This is a genomic window from Pseudomonas sp. PA-5-4B (assembly GCF_021606215.1).
GTDB classification, from domain to species: Bacteria; Pseudomonadota; Gammaproteobacteria; order Pseudomonadales; family Pseudomonadaceae; genus Aquipseudomonas; species Aquipseudomonas edaphica.
In genome coordinates this window covers 75,435-93,659 of sequence record NZ_WKDB01000001.1, presented here as the reverse complement: position 1 = coordinate 93,659, position 18,225 = coordinate 75,435, and the positions used below count along the sequence as shown (strand labels likewise).

Here is an 18,225-nt window from a genome sequence, read left to right as displayed (position 1 = left end):
GAACGCCTGGCCTTTACCTCAGGCTAGTTCCACCAAACGGCCAGACAGGGAAGCCTCATCATGAACGCCCCCGCTTCAAGCACCACGCCCACCAACACACCGCGTCCGGATGCACGGATAGCGCTGCTCACCCAGCTCTCTACCGGCCCTTCACGGGCGAGTGCGTCTGATCTGATTTAGCGGCGCCACCGCTATTTATCTACCGTCCTCCCGGCAACGGCCATCGCTACCTTGCACATCCTCAACGCCCGTCCAGGCTAGCGATTGCAGCGGAGCAACACATGCCCAACGATCTACTTAACAACAATCATCGCCCACCCAGCACCTATGAACTGCTCACCCAGTTAACCACCGGGCCCACCACCCACGAGGTCGCCGCCACCACGTTGCGCGCGGCACTCAAAGAACTCTACCCCACCCTCAATATCGACCCCGACCTGGCCATGGTGGTCAGCCCTCGCTGGAATGTCGTGGGCAGCACTGTCGAGCCGGCGCCAGCCGTTCTCCAATCCCTGACCTCAGTGCTGGCTCATCAAGCGCTGTCCCGCGAGCGGGTAACTTACATCGATGGCGAGCACTTCCTCACTTTGCAGCCGTACGCGGCGGCGCCTGTGCACCTTGAGGTGAAGATCGATGCCATCGCGCGCTTGATCAATGAGTTATCCGACTTTCTGTTCATCGCGTTTCAGGAACAGCAACTTAACTTCTGGAACGCCTCCAACGGTAGCAGCGGACCACGCTGGCAGACGTTTTCCAACTCGCTGAGGAAAGTGTGGAACGTCACCGAAGAGCAAGGCCTGGATGAGCACCAAGCGGCCATGGCCCGTGGAGTGTTCCAGAAACCCGACCGGGACAGACGCTCGTTGAATGATCGCTACAAGAGTCACGCCTACCTGGTTGATGTCGATCTACTCCGGGACGGCGAGTCCACCCACGTCAGTTTCATGGACATCGCCGTGTTGGTTGGCGAGCATGACAAACGCCCATTGATCCTGACGCACTCGCTGGTAAGCGGTTACGAAACCTTTGAGTCACTTGAAACATTCGGCGCCTCGCTGCCCGCCCGGTTGAGTGCGCCAAAGCGCGATACCACGTTGCAATGGCGCTTGTATGAACCCGATGGCAACTTTTTCGACACACTGGCCTGTACTCTGATCGAACTACAAATCCGCGCCATCGGCAGTTACGGCCAGGCCTTTGTCGAGGAGCCGGCAGAGGAGCAGGCAAGCCCGGCCACCGTCGCCCGCATTGTGCCCAGCATCGAAGAGATGAGCGATCACCAACTCTCGAGTATCCGAGACGTTCATCATCAACTGCCCGACTGGCTCGCTTCGGCATCGGACTCGGACACCGCCGCCTATAGCCGCTACATGATCGACCTGGCCCAACTGCATACCCATTATCACGGCGAAACATTCCGGGACGGCATTGCCCCCATTCGCGACTATGCCCGCACACAACTGCAAAGCCGCATCCACTCGCATAAAGACGGTGCGAGCCTGAACCTGGACAAAATCGAGGTGGTGATCGAAAGCCCGGTGGTGTGGGGCACGCTCGTCGTGCCGGGCAGCGTGGACATCACCCGTCGCAGCCTGATCGATCTGGCGTTGGACAACCTCACCGGCCTGCCCACCGGCAACACCACGGTGCACTACAACGGCAATGACGATGGCGTCCCCAGTTGGCTGACCTTCAGCTATTTGAAAGACCTGATCGAAGACGTTGATATCGGCAAGCACTATCCCGTGCTGATCAAACAGAAACTGCTCGATGACCCGGCGCAATCCAGTCACCGCCAGCAGCTCTACATCAACCACCTGCGCCTGCAACTGCCGCTGTTGGCCCTGCAAATGAAAATCCGCCAACAGGGCGCAATTGATGAACTCGGCTACCGCTACGTTGCCGCCGTGATGCACGCCGATGAATACGACCGGCATGTAGACGGGCAGCCCATTGTTATCCGCGCCCTGGCCTTCGTGCCCACCCTGCGCCCCGGCCATGAGCGCGACGTGGTCGCCAATATGTTCGTGATCGGTCCAAGGAACGCCAGCGCCGGTCCGTGCCTGCTTTATCGCCCGTTGCTGGAACCGATGCTGATGCAATTCCCGTCACGGCAAAACCTGCTGTACGCCATCAAGCATGACCGCCCCTTGCGCGAATCGGTGCTGGCCTGGCTGCCGCAAGCGCAAAGCTTCAACTACGCCCAATATGTGTTCCCGGACACCTTGCCCTCGCCCTGGACGGTGGTGCGAGCCCTGGTCGAACCCCTTACCGTGCTGTACATGAGCGGCCCCGTGACCCTGACCGATGAAGAAGTGGGCAATGACGCCCTGGCAATGCTGTTCAAGGCCAACGCCACCGCCATGGTCGAATTGGCGGACCGTCAGTCGGTGTCCAATGTGCAGAAACGCTGGGCGACGTTTCGACACACTGGCTGGCAAATCTTCAACGCTGCCCTGCCGTTCATGGGCCGTACCGTCGGAATTGCCGCCTGGGTCTGGCAAATCATGGACGACCTGCAAGCCACCGAGGAGGCTGTGAACAAGGGGGATCAACAAGCTTCGTGGACAGCGTTAGTCGATGTATTCCTCAACCTGGGCATGGCTCTGACCCTGCACATCGCCCTGCGCCATCCGCGCCCGCTGGAACAGTTCGAGGCGCCGAAGATCGAAACTGAATCCGAGTCAACAACGATCGAAACTGCCGATAAACCACCCGTCACCGAGAAAAAATATACTGCTGTGCAACAAGCAAATATTCCCGACAGCCAACTGCCCGCCAAGCATCAAGACGCGGTACACATCCTGGGGGCCCTGAGCCATAGCCGCTTGGGCCTGGCCAAGACACTTGACGGCTTCAACGTCGCCAAACCCGATAAACTTGGCGAACAAAACAAAACGCCCGGGCGCCACTTGAACCTGTATCCACTTGCAGACAAGTGGTATGCACCGGTTGGTGAGCGTTGGTTCGAGGTAAGGGTGGATGACAACGACAGTGTCATCATCATTGACCCGAAGGCACCGTTGCGTACGGGCCCGCCGTTGATCGGCAACCTGGCGGGCCAGTGGTTTGTTGATGTCCGTTTGCGACTGCGCGGTGGAGGTCTTCGACACCGTCGGCGAGCGGTCAAGGTCGATCAGCCTAAGCGCGTGGCAACACTCATGACCCAGCTCAACGCCTTCGACGCGGTCGCCACCAGCAAACAATTGGACGTGCTTAAGGCAAAGCCTGCACTGGACGCCGCCCCCGGCCCTTCCACGGACCTGCTGCGTACAGCGTTCATAGGCAACGTCGACAACCGACTGGCGGCGTACGATGAAGCGATCAGTCAGTTGAAGTCCTTGAGCATCATCGAGGCCGTGCCCACCTATCAGAGCAACATGAGTGAATACCTGAAACAGCAAATACAACTGACTCAGGTAGTCGTGGAACAACAATTGGTGGGCTATAAAGAGGCCTTGAAGGCTTCGTCCCTGATCCTCGACCCCGAAGTAGACATTGACTATAAAAACCAGGCGCGAAGCGCACAAACCCTGTCCACCTTGAACCTGGCAATCATCAAGCGCCTGGAGTTCATCAACAACCGTTTCAGCGATCTCAAAGTGCTGGGAGATGACGGCGCAACGGTCATTCAAAAAACCCTGAGCGAGTTGCCACTGCTCACCCTCGCTGAGCTCAAATCTCTGGAAATCAGCTTGGGTCGCTACTTGTGTATCGATGAAGCGCAAAGCCAGATCCCTGCCACGCTGCGAGAGCAGGTGGACCAGAGCGTCGATACAGCCGAACTGAACGTCGAGAGTTTCAATGAAATCATGAAACGGGACAGCGGTACGCTGGATGAACGCATTGATGTGCTCAACAGCCTGGTTGAGCAATTTTCCAGCGCAGACCAACGCCTGCTGGACATGCATGCCGAGCACCCGCAGTTTCTGCTGAAACCCCGCCTGGAAAGCTTTCGACAGCAGATTGGCGAATTCAGCCAGCGGGCTATTCACGACCTGGCGCAACTGCTGCGCGAGAAAAAAGCCCTGGAGCCCAAGCCCGGCAGCTCAAAAGCCCCGCCCGCGCCACGGCGCAAAGTCATCAAGACACGCTACGACGGCACTTTAATAGCCCAGCCCCAAGAGGCCGACAGCACGCTGGTCGATGTCAGGGCGTCCGTGACGGGCAAGGTACTCGCTACGTTTCATGAAAAAACCCCAGGCGTCTGGGTCAAGCGGCAAAAGGTCAGCCCGCCAGCGCCAGCGCCTGCCGCTGTAGACCTGGATACCAGCATCAACACCGGGCAAACGCTATTGGACAGCGAGCGAGCTGAAACCCACAAGTACCGGGATTTTTCGCGTAAACCCTGGCATTCGCCCCAGGACATCCAAGATATGTTCGACGCCTACGGCAAACAACTGGAGGACGCGTCAAACGATATCGAGCAAGCGCTGACTCGGCGCAATCTCACCGAAAGCGGTCATACTTCCGCCGCTTCGACCAAGCGCAACCTCAACGAGGCAGCACAGCGGCTTTATCGCCTGGGTAGAAAAACCTACATAGACATGCTCAAACAGCAACCGCCAACTGCGGCGCGGGTGGAGTGGCTGCATAGCCAAGGGCTGATAAAGATCGGCAAAACCTTCAGCCGCCGCGCCGTCAAAGGGCCGCCTAAGGGCTATCTGGACGAGTACGAAGTACGCGATAAAGAGACCAACACTGTGCTGTGGTACGCGCACTTTCACTATGCAACGAAAGGCGCCGCCCTTGAGAAATTCGAGAAGGGCCACCTGAAAACCCGTGAACAACAGCGCCTTGGTGGCTCTCGCCAACGCACCGGCCCCAGTGACTGGGAAATGATAGAAATCCACCGCAGCAGCATCGGTGATCAATTGGCCAAGTCGCTGTTCTTCAACAGCTGATGGTCTTTATGCCTGCCACGCCTGGCGCAAACGTGCCAGCGCCTGTGCGATGTCCGCCTCGGGCACAGCGGCGAACCCCATCACCAGGCCTGCGCGCTGGTCCGGTGGTGGGCTTGTGCACGCCAGCCAATAGCTACTCAAACCATTGATCTCAACATTGGCCGCATGGGCCTGAGCGAGCAACGTCTGCTCGCGGGCAAGGCTGTCCACTCGCACTGTCAGATGCAGCCCGGCCGCAACGCTGGGCAAGGCTCCGACGCCAGGCAACCCGTCCGGCCAACCGGCCAACAAAGCATTGCGCCGGCTCAGCGCAGCGCGGCGCATCCGGCGAATGTGGCGCTGGAAATGCCCTGCCGCCATAAACTCAGCCATCACCGCCTGAGTACTGACTTCGGAGTGGCGCATGTCCACAGCGCGGCGCCGGGTAAACGCTTGCACAAGGGCCGGTGGTAAAACCAGGTAGCCCAGGCGCAATGCCGGGAACGCCACCTTGCCGAAGGTGCCGACGTATAACACGCGGCCACTGCGATCCAGCGCCGCCAAGGGCGACAGCGGCGCACCGCTGTAGCGGTACTCTCCGTCATAATCATCCTCGACGATCCAGCCGCCCGTACGCTCGGCCCAGGCCAGCAACTCCAGACGCCGGGCCAGGCTCATCACCACGCCCAACGGATACTGATGGGAAGGTGTGACATAGGCCACACGGCAATCATGCAGAGCGTTGAGCACCTGGCAATCCAGGCCCTCGCTGTCTACTGGTACGCCATGCAATCGAGCGCCCGCCAAGGCGAACGCATGGCCGGCGGCGCGATAACCGGGGTTTTCCACCGCCACGCCGTCCCCAGGCTCCACCAGCAACTGTGCACAAAGGCTAATCGCTTGCTGTGCGCCACTGGTGATCACAATTTGCTCAGCCGTGCATTGCATGCCACGTGAACTGCGCAAATAGGCAGCGATCAGACCGCGCAAACGATCGTCACCGGCCGGGTCGCCATAGCACAGCAGTTCCAGGTTCGGCTTGCGCCAGAACGCCCCATTCAGCTTGGCCCATATATCAAACGGGAACAGGTCGAAGGCCGGCACACCCACTCGAAATGCCCGAGGCGGTCCAGCCGGAGGGTGAGCCAGGTGGTTGTTTCTTACCCGTGCCAGGCCCGCCCTGTGGATAACTTCATTGTCCAGATCTTCCGGCAAATCCGCCCATTTTGTGGATAAGTCTGGGGATAACCCTGTTGAAAACCCTGTGGATACTTTTGTGGATAGTTTTTTTGCCGTGGGCAGTTGGGCCACATAGGTGCCGTCACCCACCCGGCTTTCGATAAACCCTTCTGCGTACAGCTGATCGTAGGCGCGCACCACGCTGTTTCGGGAAATCGACAATGCCGCCGCTAAATCACGACTGGCGGGTAATCGCGTGCCGCTGACCAGTCGCCCGTCCAGCACGCGCTGGCGCAGGGCCTCATAGAGTTGGCGCGTCAGCCCCTGACGGCGATCCAACTCGATACCTGCGGGGTTGAACGACAGCGGCGGCGCGATGGGCGACATATTGGACCTATGAAATTGGTGCCAGATGGCTCTTACAACGAACCATTAGCCTGCCTAGGATGCAGGCATTCGCCAAGGAAAATTTCCATGTACACACCGCGCGCCTTTGCCCTCCATGATTTGCCTGAACTGCAGCAACTGATCCAGCACACCCGCCTGGCGCAGTTGGTGACCTTTGGTGAGCAAGGCCTGCAGGCCAGCCATTTGCCGCTGCTGCTCAACCCCGATGAAGGCCCGAATGGCACGCTCTACGGGCACTTGGCCAAGGCCAACCCGCAATGGCGTGACCTGCAAAATGGCAGCGAAGCCTTGGTGATTTTTGCCGGTGCCGACGCTTATGTCAGCCCGGCGTTTTACCCGGCCAAGGCCGAGCACGGCAAAGTGGTGCCCACCTGGAATTACATCGCCGTGCATGCCTACGGCAAGGCTGAGGTATTTGCCGACGCCGAGCGTCTGCTCGCGGTGGTCACCGCCCTCACCGATCGCCACGAAGGCAGCCGCGCCCAGCCATGGAAAGTCAGCGACGCCCCGGCCGACTACATTGACGGCATGCTCAAGGCCATCGTCGGCTTCGCGCTGCCCGTCGAGCGCCTGCTCGGCAAGCGCAAACTCAGCCAGAACCGCAGCACAGCCGATATTGCCGGCGTGCGCGAAGGCCTGGCTGCCAGCCTTGATGTGCGCGACCAGACCCTCGCGCGCTTTATTCCCCAAGGAGTTTCAGAATGAGTCAGATCGACATCCGCCAAGTAACAGCCGCCGACCACGTCGCGTGGCTACCGCTGTGGCAGGCGTATTTGAAGTTCTACGAAACCGAACTGCCGGACGCCGTCAGCCAAAGCACCTGGCAACGCCTGATCGATGCCAACGAGCCGACCCATTCGGCGCTCGCCTGGCAGGACGGCAAGGCGGTGGGCATGGTCAACTTTATCTACCATCGCTCCAACTGGAGCATCGAGAATTCCTGCTACCTGCAGGATCTGCTGGTGGACCCAGCCCAGCGCGGCACTGGCGTGGGCCGTAAGTTGATCGAGTTTGTCTACGCCACCGCCAAGGCCGATAACTGTGCCAAGGTGCACTGGTTGACCCACGAGACCAACGCCACCGCGATTGCGCTGTACGAACGCATCGCCGAACGCCCGGGTTTCATTCAATTTCGCAAAGGTCTTTAAGGAGCGCAGCATGCCTATCTCACCCGCCGACTGGAAAGGCGTCCCGGCGCCCACGGTTCAACTGCTTGAAGGGCGTTTTATCCGTCTGGAAAAACTCGACCCGGCGCGGCATGCCGACGGCCTGTTCCGCGCCCTCGAAGGCCCGGGCGCCGATCCGAAACTCTGGGACTATTTGCCTTACGGCCCCTTCCCGGAGCGCGCCACGTTCGATGCCTGGCTCAACAACCATGCAACCAACAGCGACCCGTACTTTTTCAGCGTGATCGACCGCGTCAGCGGCGATGTGCAAGGCATCCTCAGCCTGATGTCCATCGTCCCGGCCCAGGGCCGTATCGAAATCGGCCACGTCACCTTCGGCGCGCCGATGCAACGCTCGCCCAAAAGCACCGAGGCGGTGTACTTGTTGGCCAAATACGCGTTCGAGCAGGGCTACCGTCGACTGGAGTGGAAGTGCAACAACGGCAACGCCCGCTCAAAATACGCGGCCGAACGACTGGGCTTCAGCTTTGAAGGGGTGTTCCGCCAGCATATGGTGGTGAAGGGGCAGAATCGCGATACCGCGTGGTATTCGATTCTGGATTCGGAATGGCCCACCGTGGGCGCAGGCTTTGAAGAGTGGTTGTCCGAAGCGAACCAGGCCGGTTCTGGTCAGCTGAAAGGCCTGGCGGAGTGTCGTCGCCAGGCGATTTAAGCCTCAGGCCAGCTTCTGGGCGAGCACGGCAATGTGCTCCGGCCCAATCCCGCAGCAACCGCCCAAATGGCTGGCACCGCGTGCCTGCCAATCGGCGGCCCAGTGCAAGTAGCCGGGTGGGTCGAGATCGTCACGCAGGGGGTCGAGGCCATCGTTCGCGGTGGCCTCCTTGGGCTGCGGCGGGAAGGCGTTAGCGTAGGCGCCGATCTGAATGCTCACCCCCAGGCGCTCAAACGTTTGGCGCGCGGTATCAATGGCTGCGCCAATCACCTCCGGCTGGCTGCAATTGAACAGCAGCACCGCCACACCGAGTTGCGCGGCCGCTTCAGCCGCGTCTGCCACCGGTTCGCCAGAGCGCAGGCGTGGCACCTCATCGGTGTCTTCATCCTTCAAGGTAAACGACAGCCAGAACGGTTTTCCGTCCTGCGGCAGGCCGGCGTGGATTGCCCGTGCCTCAACGATTGAACTCTGGGTTTCCGCCAACCATAAGTCGACATGGGGCGCCAGGCCATTCACCAGTGGCGTCAGCAGTTCGCTGACTCGGCCGGCCTCGAACAAATCGGGCCGGTAGGAGCCGAACAGCGGCGGCAATGAGCCTGCCACACGCACCGTCTGGCTTGAAGCCTGTACCGCACGTCGCGCCAATTCACCGGCCAACGCCGCAAGCGCCTGGCCTTCGGCAGCAAACCGCGCTTCGCCAATATGAAACGGCACAACCGCGTAGCTGTTGGTGGTGATGACGTTGGCACCGCTCTGGATATAAGCCGTGTGCACCGCCTCTACCGCCTGCGGCGCTTCGCTCAACGCCAATGCCGACCACTCCGGCTGCCGAAACGGCGCGCCCCGGCGTTGCAGTTCACGGCCCATGCCACCATCGAGAATTACTGCGCTTACTGTGCCCATATGCTTTTTACTCATAAGCTTATGAAAATAACTCACTATGAGAGTCGTTCTTATAACTATTTAATGCGTACCGTCTGGTTAATAACAACCCTTTTTTATTCAGGTGTCGATTGTGAAACTTAAACCGCTGCTGGCCCTGGGCCTGACGATGCTGGCTGCCTCTACCCAAGCCTTTGGCGGTGCAACCCTGGACCGGGTTGAGCAAAAGAAAGAACTGGTGGGCGTGCTGATGGAAAGCTACCCGCCGTTCTCGTTTCTCAACGAGCAGAACCAACTCGATGGGTTTGACGTCGACGTGGCCAAGGCAGTCGCGCAGAAGTTAGGTGTGAAGCTGCGTCTGGAAACGCCGTCCTGGGATGTGATTGCCGCAGGTCGCTGGAGCGGCCGCTACGATATTTGCATCTGCTCCATGACCCCGAGCAAAGCCCGCGCCGAGGTGTTTGATTTCCCGGTGGAGTACTACGCCTCGCCTGCGGTGATCGTTGTGAATGCCAAGGATGAGCGCATCCATGGCGCCAAAGACCTCAGCGGCAAGAAAGTCGGCCTCACCAGCGCGTCCAGCTATGAAAGCTACCTGAACAAGAACCTGGTGATCGAAGGCGCCGAAGATACGCAACTTCAGTACCCGTTCGAGGATGTGCAGATCGCCCCGTACGACACCGATAACGTCGCCTTCCAGGACCTGGGCCTGGGCGCCGGTGTCCGCCTGGATGCGATCCTCACCAACCTGGTCACTGCCCAACCGCGCCTGAATCAGGACAAGCGCTTCAAGCTCGCCGGTGAGTCGCTGTATGCCGAGCCCAATTCGGTGGCCATCGAGAAAGGTGACCCGCAGTGGGATGCCAAGGTGCGTGAAGTGTTCGCGCAGTTGAAACAGGACGGCACCTTGAGCAAGCTGTCGCAAAAATGGATCGGCGCCGATATCAGCAAATGACCGCCTTCCCGACACCTCCCCAGCCGCCGGTGAACGCATCGCGGCTACAGCGACTCTTTGGCTTTCGTACGCGGTTGTACCTGACGTGGGCGGCTCTGTTTTGCCTGTTCGCCAGCTTCTTCCTGAGCTTTGACCTGAAGTTCTCGATCATCCTCGACAAACTGCCCAACCTGGTCGGCGTGCACTTGGCGCCGAACGGTTTTTTGCAAGGCGCAGCGCTGACGCTGTTTCTGTGCCTTTGCTCGATAGTCGCGTCGTCGGTGCTGGGTTTTATCACCGCGCTGGGGCGCCTGTCGAAAAGCGCCGTGGCCTTTGGCATTGCGAGTTTTTACGCCTCGTTCTTTCGCGGCACGCCGTTGTTGATCCAGATCCTGCTGATTTATCTGGGCCTGCCCCAACTGGGCCTGGTACCAGGCGCCATCGTCGCCGGGATCATCGCGCTCTCACTGAATTACGGCGCCTACCTGAGCGAAATCTTCCGCGCCGGCATCCTCGGTGTTCCCCACGGCCAACGAGAAGCCGCCCTGGCCCTGGGCATGCGTGACAGCGCGATCTTCTGGCACGTCACCCTGCCCCAGGCCATGCGCACCATCGTGCCGCCCGCCGCCAATCAGTTCATCTCCATGCTCAAAGACTCGTCCCTGGTCTCGGTAATGGGCGTGTGGGAAGTCATGTTCCTGGCGCAGTCGTACGGGCGATCAAGCTATCGATACATCGAAATGCTCACGACCGCCGCGATCATTTACTGGGTGATGTCCCTCGGGCTGGAACTGATCCAGGCGCGCCTGGAGCGTCACTACGGCAAAGGCTATGTGCAGCGGGGGTGATGCCTAGGGCAACAGCCTCAACCACGCGCTGACGAGCCTAAGGCAAATGCGGCTTTAATCGCACCGCAGTAGAGACAACTCCCGCAAATCAGGGGTCGATAGCCTGACAGTTATCGCCCCGCCATCTCGCTAAATTCCCGGCCTCATTCACCAGAGGCTATGACTTCATGCCCTTCTCCGTCCTAAACCTTGCACGCGCTATCAGCCTGGCTGTTGGCGTAGCCAGTACTCCGTTTGCCTTCGCAGCTGCACCTTTTCAATTCGAGCTGGATCTTTCCAATGACCGTTGGCAATACCAGCCACCGGCTCCAATCGTGCCCATCGACAGCTACTTCGACCAGGCGACGACTCACAACGGCCAGCAACTGGCTGCAGTGCTTAAACCGGCTTTGCAACGTGCACTGCAAGCCGGCGACCTGACCTCGGAAGAAATCAAAGGCCTGCAAAAAGCCGCTGACGCACTGTCCCAACAACCAGGCGGCCTGGGTGCCGCATTCGAGCAACTGGCAGGCAGCCAAAATGCCAACTTGGCTGGCGCGACCCAAAACGCCACCGCGCACATCAGCGACTCATTGCTCGCAACCCTGCGCACGCTGCCCAGTCATGGCGATGGCCATTTGTGGGTGCAAGGCCTGGGCAACGGCGGCAAGCTCGACAAACAAGGCGGCAGCGACGGGCTCAAACAGGGCACCAAAGGCCTGATGCTGGGCGCCGATTGGGCCGTGGGTGACGCGTGGCGAGTCGGTGTTATGGGCGCCAAGTCCACCAGCGAGCTTCAAGCTCAACGTTTCAAAGGCGAACTCGACAGCTTGCACCTTGGCGGCTATGCCGTGCGCCAGGACGGCCCATTGGCCCTGCGCATGGGGGCGTTCTACAGTGATCACGCGGGCAAGAACAAACGTGACGTCAACTTGCTCGGTTTCAAGGAGCAACTCCAGGGCAACTACAACGCTCAAAGCCAAACAGTGTTTTCCGAGCTGGGCTACCAATTGGGCAGTGCCGACGTACAGGTAGAGCCCTTCGCAGGCTTGGGCTATCAGCGCTACCACCGTGACAGCTTTAAAGAAAAGGGCGGCGTGACCGCGCTGAACGTCGGCTCACAAACCCAGCAAAACCTGAACAGCACCTTTGGCCTGCGGCTGGCCACGGTGTACCGGTTCGACAATCGGATGAGCCTCACACCCCACGTGAGTACCAGTTGGAAGCATCTTTACGGCGAAGTCGACAGCCAAGTGCGCCAATCCACTCGCGCCGCACCGGGAATCATCGACAGTTTCACCATCACCGGTACCTCGTTGGACCGCAATAGCCTCGATATGCAAGCTGGCCTGGACCTCGCCTTGTCCACCGAACACAGCGTGGGCCTGACCTACAGCGCCCATGCCGGTACCCACAGCCGCAGCCAGGGCCTGACGGGGGAGTGGAAGATGAGTTTTTAACCGCGCCGATCGGTAAATTTCAGGCAAAAAAAAGGGGAGCACCTGCCCCCCCCGAGGATTAAGCGGTAGTGTCGAAGGCTGGGTCAGCCTTCGATTTCAATCAGGATTTCGCCAGGGTTGACCCGGTCGCCCTTGGCCACGTGAACGGCAGTTACCTTGCCGGCAATCGCTGCCTGCACTTCGGTTTCCATCTTCATGGCTTCGGTAATCAGCACGGCCTGGCCCGCTTTGACCACGTCGCCTTCCTTGACCAATACGTCGACGATGTTGCCCGGCATCGCCGTGCTGACATGGCCCGGCTCGGTCGCGTGCTTGCGCTTGCTGCCGCCACTGCTGACAAACTCATTGAGCGGTTCGAACACCACTTCTTCGGGCATGCCGTCGATGGACAGGTAGAAGTGCCGTTTGCCCTCGGCTTTCACGCCAACACCGGTGATATCCACGCGGTAGCTTTCGCCGTGCACGTCGATGACGAACTCGGTCGGCACGCCTTCACCACCGGCACGCGCCACGCCGCCGGCTTCAGGGATCGGCAACAGCACTTCAGGCGCCAGGGTGCCGGCGTCGCGCTCTTCGAGGAACTTGCGGCCGATATCCGGGAACATGGCGTAGGTCAGCACGTCTTCTTCGGACTTGGCCAATGCGCCGATTTCGCCGCGCAACTTGGTCATCTCCGGCTTGAGCAGGTCGGCTGGGCGATGATCGATCACCTCTTCGCTGCCAATGGCCTGGCGACGCAGCTTCTCGTTCACGGTGCCCGGCGCCTTGCCGTAGCCGCCTTGCAGGTAGAGCTTCACTTCGTTGGTGATGGTTTTGTAGCGCTCGCCGGCCAGCACGTTGAAGAACGCCTGGGTGCCGACGATCTGCGAGGTCGGCGTGACCAGCGGCGGGAAGCCAAGGTCTTCACGCACACGCGGGATTTCGGCCAGCACTTCGCTCATGCGGTTGAGTGCGCCCTGCTCTTTCAACTGGTTGGCCAGGTTGGAAATCATCCCGCCCGGCACCTGGTTGACTTGCACGCGGGTGTCGACGGCAGTGAATTCGCTTTCGAACTGGTGGTACTTCTTGCGCACGGCGTAGAAGTACAGGCCAATTTCCTGCAGCAGTTCCAGGCTCAGGCCAGTGTCGAATTCGCTGCCTTTAAGGGCGGCGACCATCGACTCGGTGCCCGGGTGGCTGGTGCCCCAAGCGAAACTGGAAATGGCGGTGTCGATATGGTCGGCACCGTTTTCGATCGCCTTGAGTTGGCACATCGCAGCCAGGCCGGCGGTGTCATGCGAGTGGATAAAGATCGGCAGGCTTTGCTCGGCTTTCAATGCCTTGACCAGCTCGCCGGTGGCGTACGGAGTCAGCAGCCCGGCCATGTCCTTGATCGCTACCGAGTCGCAACCCATGGCTTCCATTTGCTTGGCTTGGGCCACAAAAGCGTCAATGGTGTGCACCGGGCTGGTGGTGTAGGCGATGGTGCCCTGGGCATGCTTGCCGGCAGCTTTGACCGCTTCGATAGCCACACGCAGGTTACGCACGTCGTTCATGGCGTCGAAAATGCGGAACACGTCGATGCCATTCACTGCAGCCTTGGCGACGAAGGCCTTGACCACGTCGTCGCTGTAGTGGCGGTAGCCCAGCAGGTTCTGGCCACGCAGCAGCATTTGCAGGCGTGTGTTAGGCAACGCGGCGCGCAGTTTGCGCAGGCGCTCCCACGGGTCTTCTTTCAAAAAGCGCACGCAAGCGTCGAAGGTCGCGCCACCCCAGACTTCCAGGGACCAGTAGCCGACTTTATCGAGCTTGTCGCAGATCGGCAGCATATCGTCGGTGCGCATGCGGGTCGCCAGCAACGATTGGTGTGCGTCGCGCAGGATGGTGTCGGTGACAAAAATCTTTTTGCTCATTGTTATATTCCTCACAGGCCTGCGTGGGCGGCGATGGCGGCGGCGATGGCCAGGGCCAGCTCTTCGGGTTTGCGCTTGATCGAGTAGTTGGTCAGCTCAGGGTGGCTTTCCACGAAACTGGTGTTGAACTGGCCGCTGCGGAATTCCGGGTTACGCAGGATTTCCTGGTAGTAGGCGGCGGTGGTCTTCACGCCTTGCAGGCGCATGTCGTCCAGGGCACGCAGGCCGCGGTCCATGGCTTCTTCCCAAGTCAACGCCCACACCACCAGTTTCAGGCACATGGAGTCGTAGAACGGCGGGATGGTGTAGCCGGTGTAGATCGCCGTGTCCGTGCGCACGCCGGGACCGCCGGGCGCGTAGTAACGGGTGATCTTGCCGAAACTTGGCAGGAAGTTGTTCTTGGGGTCTTCGGCGTTGATGCGGAACTGCAACGCGAAACCACGGTGCTGAATGTCTTCCTGTTTCACCGACAGCGGCAGGCCCGAGGCGATGCGGATCTGTTCACGCACAATATCGATGCCGGTGATTTCTTCGGTGATGGTGTGTTCCACCTGCACGCGGGTGTTCATTTCCATGAAGTACACCTCGCCCTCGGCGAGCAGGAACTCCACGGTGCCGGCGTTCTCGTAACCCACGGCCTTGGCCGCGCGTACCGACAGGTCGCCGATATAAGCGCGCTGTTCAGGCGTCAGTTGCGGGCTTGGGGCGATTTCAATGAGCTTCTGGTTGCGACGCTGGATCGAGCAATCGCGCTCGAACAGGTGCACCACGTTGCCAAAGCTGTCACCGAGAATCTGCGCCTCAATGTGCTTGGGATTGACGATGCATTTTTCCAGGAACACTTCCGCCGAACCGAAGGCCTTGGTGGCTTCGGAGATCACGCGTGGGAAGGCTTGTTCAAGTTCTTCACGACTGTTGCAGCGACGGATGCCGCGACCGCCACCACCGGAGGTGGCCTTGAGCATCACCGGGTAACCAATGCGGTCGCCTTCGGTGAGGGCTTCGGCGATATCAGCCACGTTGCCTTCGGTGCCTGGCGTGACAGGCACACCGGCCTTGATCATGCTGCGGCGCGCTTCGGTCTTGTCGCCCATGCGGCGGATCACTTCGGCCGACGGGCCGATGAACTTGATCCCGCGTTCGGCGCAAATGTCTGCCAGCTCGGCGTTTTCCGACAGGAACCCGTAGCCTGGGTGCAAGGCGTCACAACCGGTTTCCACGGCCAGGTTCACCAGCTTACGCGGGTTCAGGTAACCGGCCAGCGGCTCGGCACCAATGCTGTGGGCTTCGTCGGCACGTTTAACGTGCAACGCGTGGCGGTCGGCGTCCGAGTAAACCGCGACCGAGCGAATGCCCATCTCGGCGCAGGCACGCACGATTCGTACGGCAATTTCACCACGGTTGGCGATCAGGATCTTTTTTATCACTTGGAAATTCCCTTGAGCCGATTGCTGCGTTCTACGACCCGTTGGATCCGGGTCGGCGCGTGACCAAATGTTTCATGACAGTCGCGAGACACACACTAGGCGCAACGGAGGATTAACAAAAATCAATAATTATTGGGTTGTGTATAAGTAAAGACTTATAGTTGGCCGGACGGCCTTGGGCGAGAGGATTTAAATAATGCGTAAGTCATTGATGCGTATGACATTGCGTCAATTACAGATCTTCAATGAAGTGTGTGATTTGCGCTCCTACAGCCGCGCGGCCGAGGAAATGTCTCTCACGCAACCCGCCGTCAGCCTGCAAATTCGCCAGCTTGAAGAGCTGATCGGCCAGCCGCTGTTCGATTACGTCGGCAAAAAGCTCTACATGACTGAAGCCGCCGAAGCCTTGCAGCGCGCCAGCCGGGATATTTTCGGGCGCCTGGAAAACCTCGATATGCAGCTGTCGGACATGCAGGGCTCGCTGCAAGGCCAACTGAAACTGGCGGTGGAATCCAGCGCCAAGTACTTCGTGCCGCACCTGTTCGCGGCCTTTAAACGCCAGCACCCTGAGGTGCAGTTGCACCTCACGGTGGTCAACCGCGCCCAGGTGATTCGCAGGCTGTCGGACAACCGTGATGACCTGGTGATCATGTCCATGGTGCCCCAGGACATGGGCCTGGAATTCCTGCCGTTCCTGAACAACCCGATTGTCGCCGTGGCGCCGCTCGATCACCCGTTAAGCCTGCAAGGACCGCTGCGCCTTCAAGACCTGGAACCCTACACGCTGCTCATCCGCGAACCAGGTTCCGGCACGCGACTGGCCTGCGAGGAGTACTTCAAGGAAAAACGCGTGCACTTCACCCAAACAGTGGAAGTGGCCTCGGCCGAGGCGCAGCGCGAGTGCGTGAATGCAGGGTTGGGCGTGGCGTTGCTGACGCGCCACGCAGTCAACCTGGAGCTGGCCACCGGCGGGCTCAAGGAGCTGCCGGTAGAAGAACTGCCGCTGTACCGCAGTTGGTGCCTGGTGCAAGCCAAGGCCAAGCGCCTGTCACCGGTGGCCCATGCGTTCCTGGGCTTTATCCGCAGCGAACGCGTACAGATCAGCGCGCTGGCTGAGCGTTTCGCTGGGCAGCCGCGGGTGCCTGCCAGTGGAGTTCCGGGTAGTCACTGATGCTCTGGAGCAACTGGCGCTCCTCGCAGCGGTCTTCGATTGCGCGACGGAACGCCATGCGGCGCTGGTCTTCTTGCTGACGACGGGTTTTGACGGTGCTGCTGTCTTCGTAGTGCCGGGCCATTTCGAGTCTCCCAATGCGAGTACGGGGAGTACAGGATGGCCTTGGGCGATGACGGTTTGGCGGCGCGAGGGTTACAGGACGATGAATCTTCTGAAATAAGCGCAAAACCAAGGTGGGAGCTGGCTTGCCTGCGATAGCGGTGGGTCAGCTGACATATCCGGCGACTGATACACAGCCATCGCAGGCAAGCCAGCTCCCACATTTGACCGAGGACGACCTCGAATCAGTCGTCGAGGGCTTTGACAGACTTGGGCGACAACCGCAGGCTGCGCAAGCTGCGCTTCACGCTCTTGAGGTGGTTGACCAGGCTCGGCCCGCGCGCCATGGCCACGCCCATCGCCAACACGTCGATCACCACCAGATGCGCAATACGCGAGGTCAGCGGCGTGTAGATTTCAGTGTCTTCGTGCACGTCGATCGCCAGGTTGACCGTGGACAGCTCTGCCAACGGCGTCTGGCTCGGGCACAGGGTGATCAACGAAGCGCCGCTTTCACGCACCAGGTTGGCGGTGATCAGCAGGTCTTTGGAGCGCCCGGACTGGGAAATGCAGATGGCCACGTCGGTCGGCTTCAAGGTCACCGCCGACATTGCCTGCATGTGCGGGTCGCTGTAGGCCGCGGCAGTGAGCAGCAGGCGGAAGAATTTGTGCTGGGCATCAGCGGCGACGGCTCCCGAAGCACCGAAACCATAGAACTCCACGCGCTGGGCCTGGGACATGGCGGTCACGGCCTTTTGCAGCTCAACCGGATCGAGCTTCTCGCGCACTTCCATCAGCGTGTGCAAGGTGGTGTCGAAGATTTTCAGGCTGTAGTCAGCGACGGAGTCGTCTTCATGGATAGCAAACTGCCCGAAGCTCGCACCGGCCGCCAGGCTTTGCGCCAGCTTGAGTTTCAAGTCCTGGAACCCGGAACAACCGATGGCACGGCAAAAACGCACGATGGTCGGCTCACTGATGCCCACGCTGTGGGCCAGGTCGGCCATGGAACTGTGCATCACAGCCGCAGGGTCAAGCAGCACGTGATCGGCAACCTTGAGTTCCGATTTGCGTAACAGGTGGCGCGACTGGGCGATATGTTGCAACAGGTTCAAAGGGCAGGACTCTTGTTATTGGCAGACGCCAGGGATGTAGCAAGCTTGTAGTTATACTACAAGAATTACCGTTTTGCCCGCCCGATGCATCACTAAATCGCCCTGATGC

The 18,225-nt window shown here is 59.9% G+C and carries 14 protein-coding genes; 8 read left to right on the top strand and 6 right to left on the bottom strand.

What is annotated here, in order from left to right; all coding sequences use genetic code 11:
* The first annotated feature begins 281 nt into the window (after nt 1–281).
* Nucleotides 282–4,904 carry a dermonecrotic toxin domain-containing protein gene (locus GIW28_RS00400; RefSeq protein ID WP_236445594.1) on the top strand — a complete coding sequence of 1,541 codons (4,623 nt, stop codon included), beginning with the start codon at nt 282–284 and terminating at the stop codon, nt 4,902–4,904.
* Between the two features lie 6 nt (nt 4,905–4,910).
* On the opposite strand, the gene pdxR is transcribed toward GIW28_RS00400, so the two are convergent.
* Entirely contained in the window at nt 4,911–6,449 is a 1,539-nt protein-coding gene (gene pdxR, locus GIW28_RS00395) for a MocR-like pyridoxine biosynthesis transcription factor PdxR (RefSeq protein ID WP_236445595.1), read from the bottom strand.
* Between the two features lie 87 nt (nt 6,450–6,536).
* On the opposite strand from pdxR, the gene GIW28_RS00390 reads away from it, so the two are divergent.
* The 3 genes from GIW28_RS00390 to GIW28_RS00380 are packed head-to-tail and all read left to right on the top strand — an operon-like array spanning nt 6,537 to nt 8,309.
* Nucleotides 6,537–7,175, top strand: a complete 639-nt coding sequence (locus GIW28_RS00390; protein WP_177034719.1) for an FMN-binding negative transcriptional regulator — start codon at nt 6,537–6,539, stop codon at nt 7,173–7,175.
* On the top strand, nt 7,172–7,618 hold the full coding sequence (locus tag GIW28_RS00385) for a GNAT family N-acetyltransferase (protein ID WP_099550232.1): 447 nt from the start codon (nt 7,172–7,174) through the stop codon (nt 7,616–7,618). Before GIW28_RS00390 ends, GIW28_RS00385 begins: the two co-directional genes overlap by 4 nt.
* A gap of 10 nt (nt 7,619–7,628) precedes the next feature.
* Nucleotides 7,629–8,309, top strand: coding sequence for a GNAT family N-acetyltransferase (locus GIW28_RS00380; RefSeq protein ID WP_169987851.1), 681 nt, complete (start codon nt 7,629–7,631; stop codon nt 8,307–8,309).
* Nucleotides 8,310–8,312: 3 nt separating this feature from the next.
* Here the strand turns inward: GIW28_RS00380 and GIW28_RS00375 are convergent, their stop codons facing one another.
* The gene (locus GIW28_RS00375; RefSeq protein ID WP_017135781.1) at nt 8,313–9,212 is read right to left on the bottom strand and encodes a homocysteine S-methyltransferase family protein; all 900 of its coding nucleotides are present in this window, start codon (nt 9,210–9,212) and stop codon (nt 8,313–8,315) included.
* Nucleotides 9,213–9,324: 112 nt separating this feature from the next.
* On the opposite strand from GIW28_RS00375, the gene GIW28_RS00370 reads away from it, so the two are divergent.
* The 3 genes from GIW28_RS00370 (at nt 9,325) to GIW28_RS00360 (ending at nt 12,412) form a co-directional block, all read left to right on the top strand.
* Entirely contained in the window at nt 9,325–10,146 is an 822-nt protein-coding gene (locus GIW28_RS00370) for an ABC transporter substrate-binding protein (protein WP_099550230.1), read from the top strand.
* On the top strand, nt 10,143–10,973 hold the full coding sequence (locus GIW28_RS00365) for an amino acid ABC transporter permease (protein ID WP_236445597.1): 831 nt from the start codon (nt 10,143–10,145) through the stop codon (nt 10,971–10,973). The genes GIW28_RS00370 and GIW28_RS00365 overlap by 4 nt, the downstream gene beginning before the upstream one ends.
* 167 nt (nt 10,974–11,140) lie before the next feature.
* On the top strand, nt 11,141–12,412 hold the full coding sequence (locus GIW28_RS00360) for an autotransporter outer membrane beta-barrel domain-containing protein (RefSeq protein WP_017135778.1): 1,272 nt from the start codon (nt 11,141–11,143) through the stop codon (nt 12,410–12,412).
* 83 nt (nt 12,413–12,495) lie between these two features.
* Here the strand turns inward: GIW28_RS00360 and oadA are convergent, their stop codons facing one another.
* Complete coding sequence (gene oadA, locus GIW28_RS00355; RefSeq protein WP_017135777.1) at nt 12,496–14,304, bottom strand: sodium-extruding oxaloacetate decarboxylase subunit alpha; 1,809 nt, start codon at nt 14,302–14,304, stop codon at nt 12,496–12,498.
* Between the two features lie 11 nt (nt 14,305–14,315).
* The gene (locus GIW28_RS00350) at nt 14,316–15,731 is read right to left on the bottom strand and encodes an acetyl-CoA carboxylase biotin carboxylase subunit (protein ID WP_003213442.1); all 1,416 of its coding nucleotides are present in this window, start codon (nt 15,729–15,731) and stop codon (nt 14,316–14,318) included.
* A gap of 196 nt (nt 15,732–15,927) precedes the next feature.
* On the opposite strand from GIW28_RS00350, the gene GIW28_RS00345 reads away from it, so the two are divergent.
* Nucleotides 15,928–16,902 (top strand): LysR family transcriptional regulator, encoded by a 975-nt coding sequence (locus tag GIW28_RS00345; protein ID WP_017135776.1) that lies wholly within the window; start codon nt 15,928–15,930, stop codon nt 16,900–16,902.
* Here GIW28_RS00345 and GIW28_RS00340 read toward each other — a convergent pair.
* Both GIW28_RS00340 and hexR read right to left on the bottom strand, forming a co-directional pair.
* Nucleotides 16,832–17,026 (bottom strand): PA3496 family putative envelope integrity protein, encoded by a 195-nt coding sequence (locus GIW28_RS00340; protein WP_017135775.1) that lies wholly within the window; start codon nt 17,024–17,026, stop codon nt 16,832–16,834. The genes GIW28_RS00345 and GIW28_RS00340 overlap by 71 nt on opposite strands.
* A gap of 223 nt (nt 17,027–17,249) precedes the next feature.
* Nucleotides 17,250–18,116: a transcriptional regulator HexR gene (gene hexR / locus GIW28_RS00335; RefSeq protein WP_003177007.1), complete on the bottom strand. Its 867-nt coding sequence runs from the start codon at nt 18,114–18,116 to the stop codon at nt 17,250–17,252.
* Nucleotides 18,117–18,225: the final 109 nt, after the last annotated feature.

Bases quoted from the DNA above. Each gene is read 5' to 3' on its own strand.
- GIW28_RS00400 (WP_236445594.1), top strand. From the start codon at position 282: ATGCCCAACGATCTACTTAACAACAATCATCGCCCACCCAGCACCTAT.
- pdxR (WP_236445595.1), bottom strand. From the start codon at position 6,449: ATGTCGCCCATCGCGCCGCCGCTGTCGTTCAACCCCGCAGGTATCGAG.
- GIW28_RS00390 (WP_177034719.1), top strand. From the start codon at position 6,537: ATGTACACACCGCGCGCCTTTGCCCTCCATGATTTGCCTGAACTGCAG.
- GIW28_RS00385 (WP_099550232.1), top strand. From the start codon at position 7,172: ATGAGTCAGATCGACATCCGCCAAGTAACAGCCGCCGACCACGTCGCG.
- GIW28_RS00380 (WP_169987851.1), top strand. From the start codon at position 7,629: ATGCCTATCTCACCCGCCGACTGGAAAGGCGTCCCGGCGCCCACGGTT.
- GIW28_RS00375 (WP_017135781.1), bottom strand. From the start codon at position 9,212: ATGGGCACAGTAAGCGCAGTAATTCTCGATGGTGGCATGGGCCGTGAA.
- GIW28_RS00365 (WP_236445597.1), top strand. From the start codon at position 10,143: ATGACCGCCTTCCCGACACCTCCCCAGCCGCCGGTGAACGCATCGCGG.
- GIW28_RS00360 (WP_017135778.1), top strand. From the start codon at position 11,141: ATGCCCTTCTCCGTCCTAAACCTTGCACGCGCTATCAGCCTGGCTGTT.
- oadA (WP_017135777.1), bottom strand. From the start codon at position 14,304: ATGAGCAAAAAGATTTTTGTCACCGACACCATCCTGCGCGACGCACAC.
- GIW28_RS00345 (WP_017135776.1), top strand. From the start codon at position 15,928: ATGCGTAAGTCATTGATGCGTATGACATTGCGTCAATTACAGATCTTC.
- GIW28_RS00340 (WP_017135775.1), bottom strand. From the start codon at position 17,026: ATGGCCCGGCACTACGAAGACAGCAGCACCGTCAAAACCCGTCGTCAG.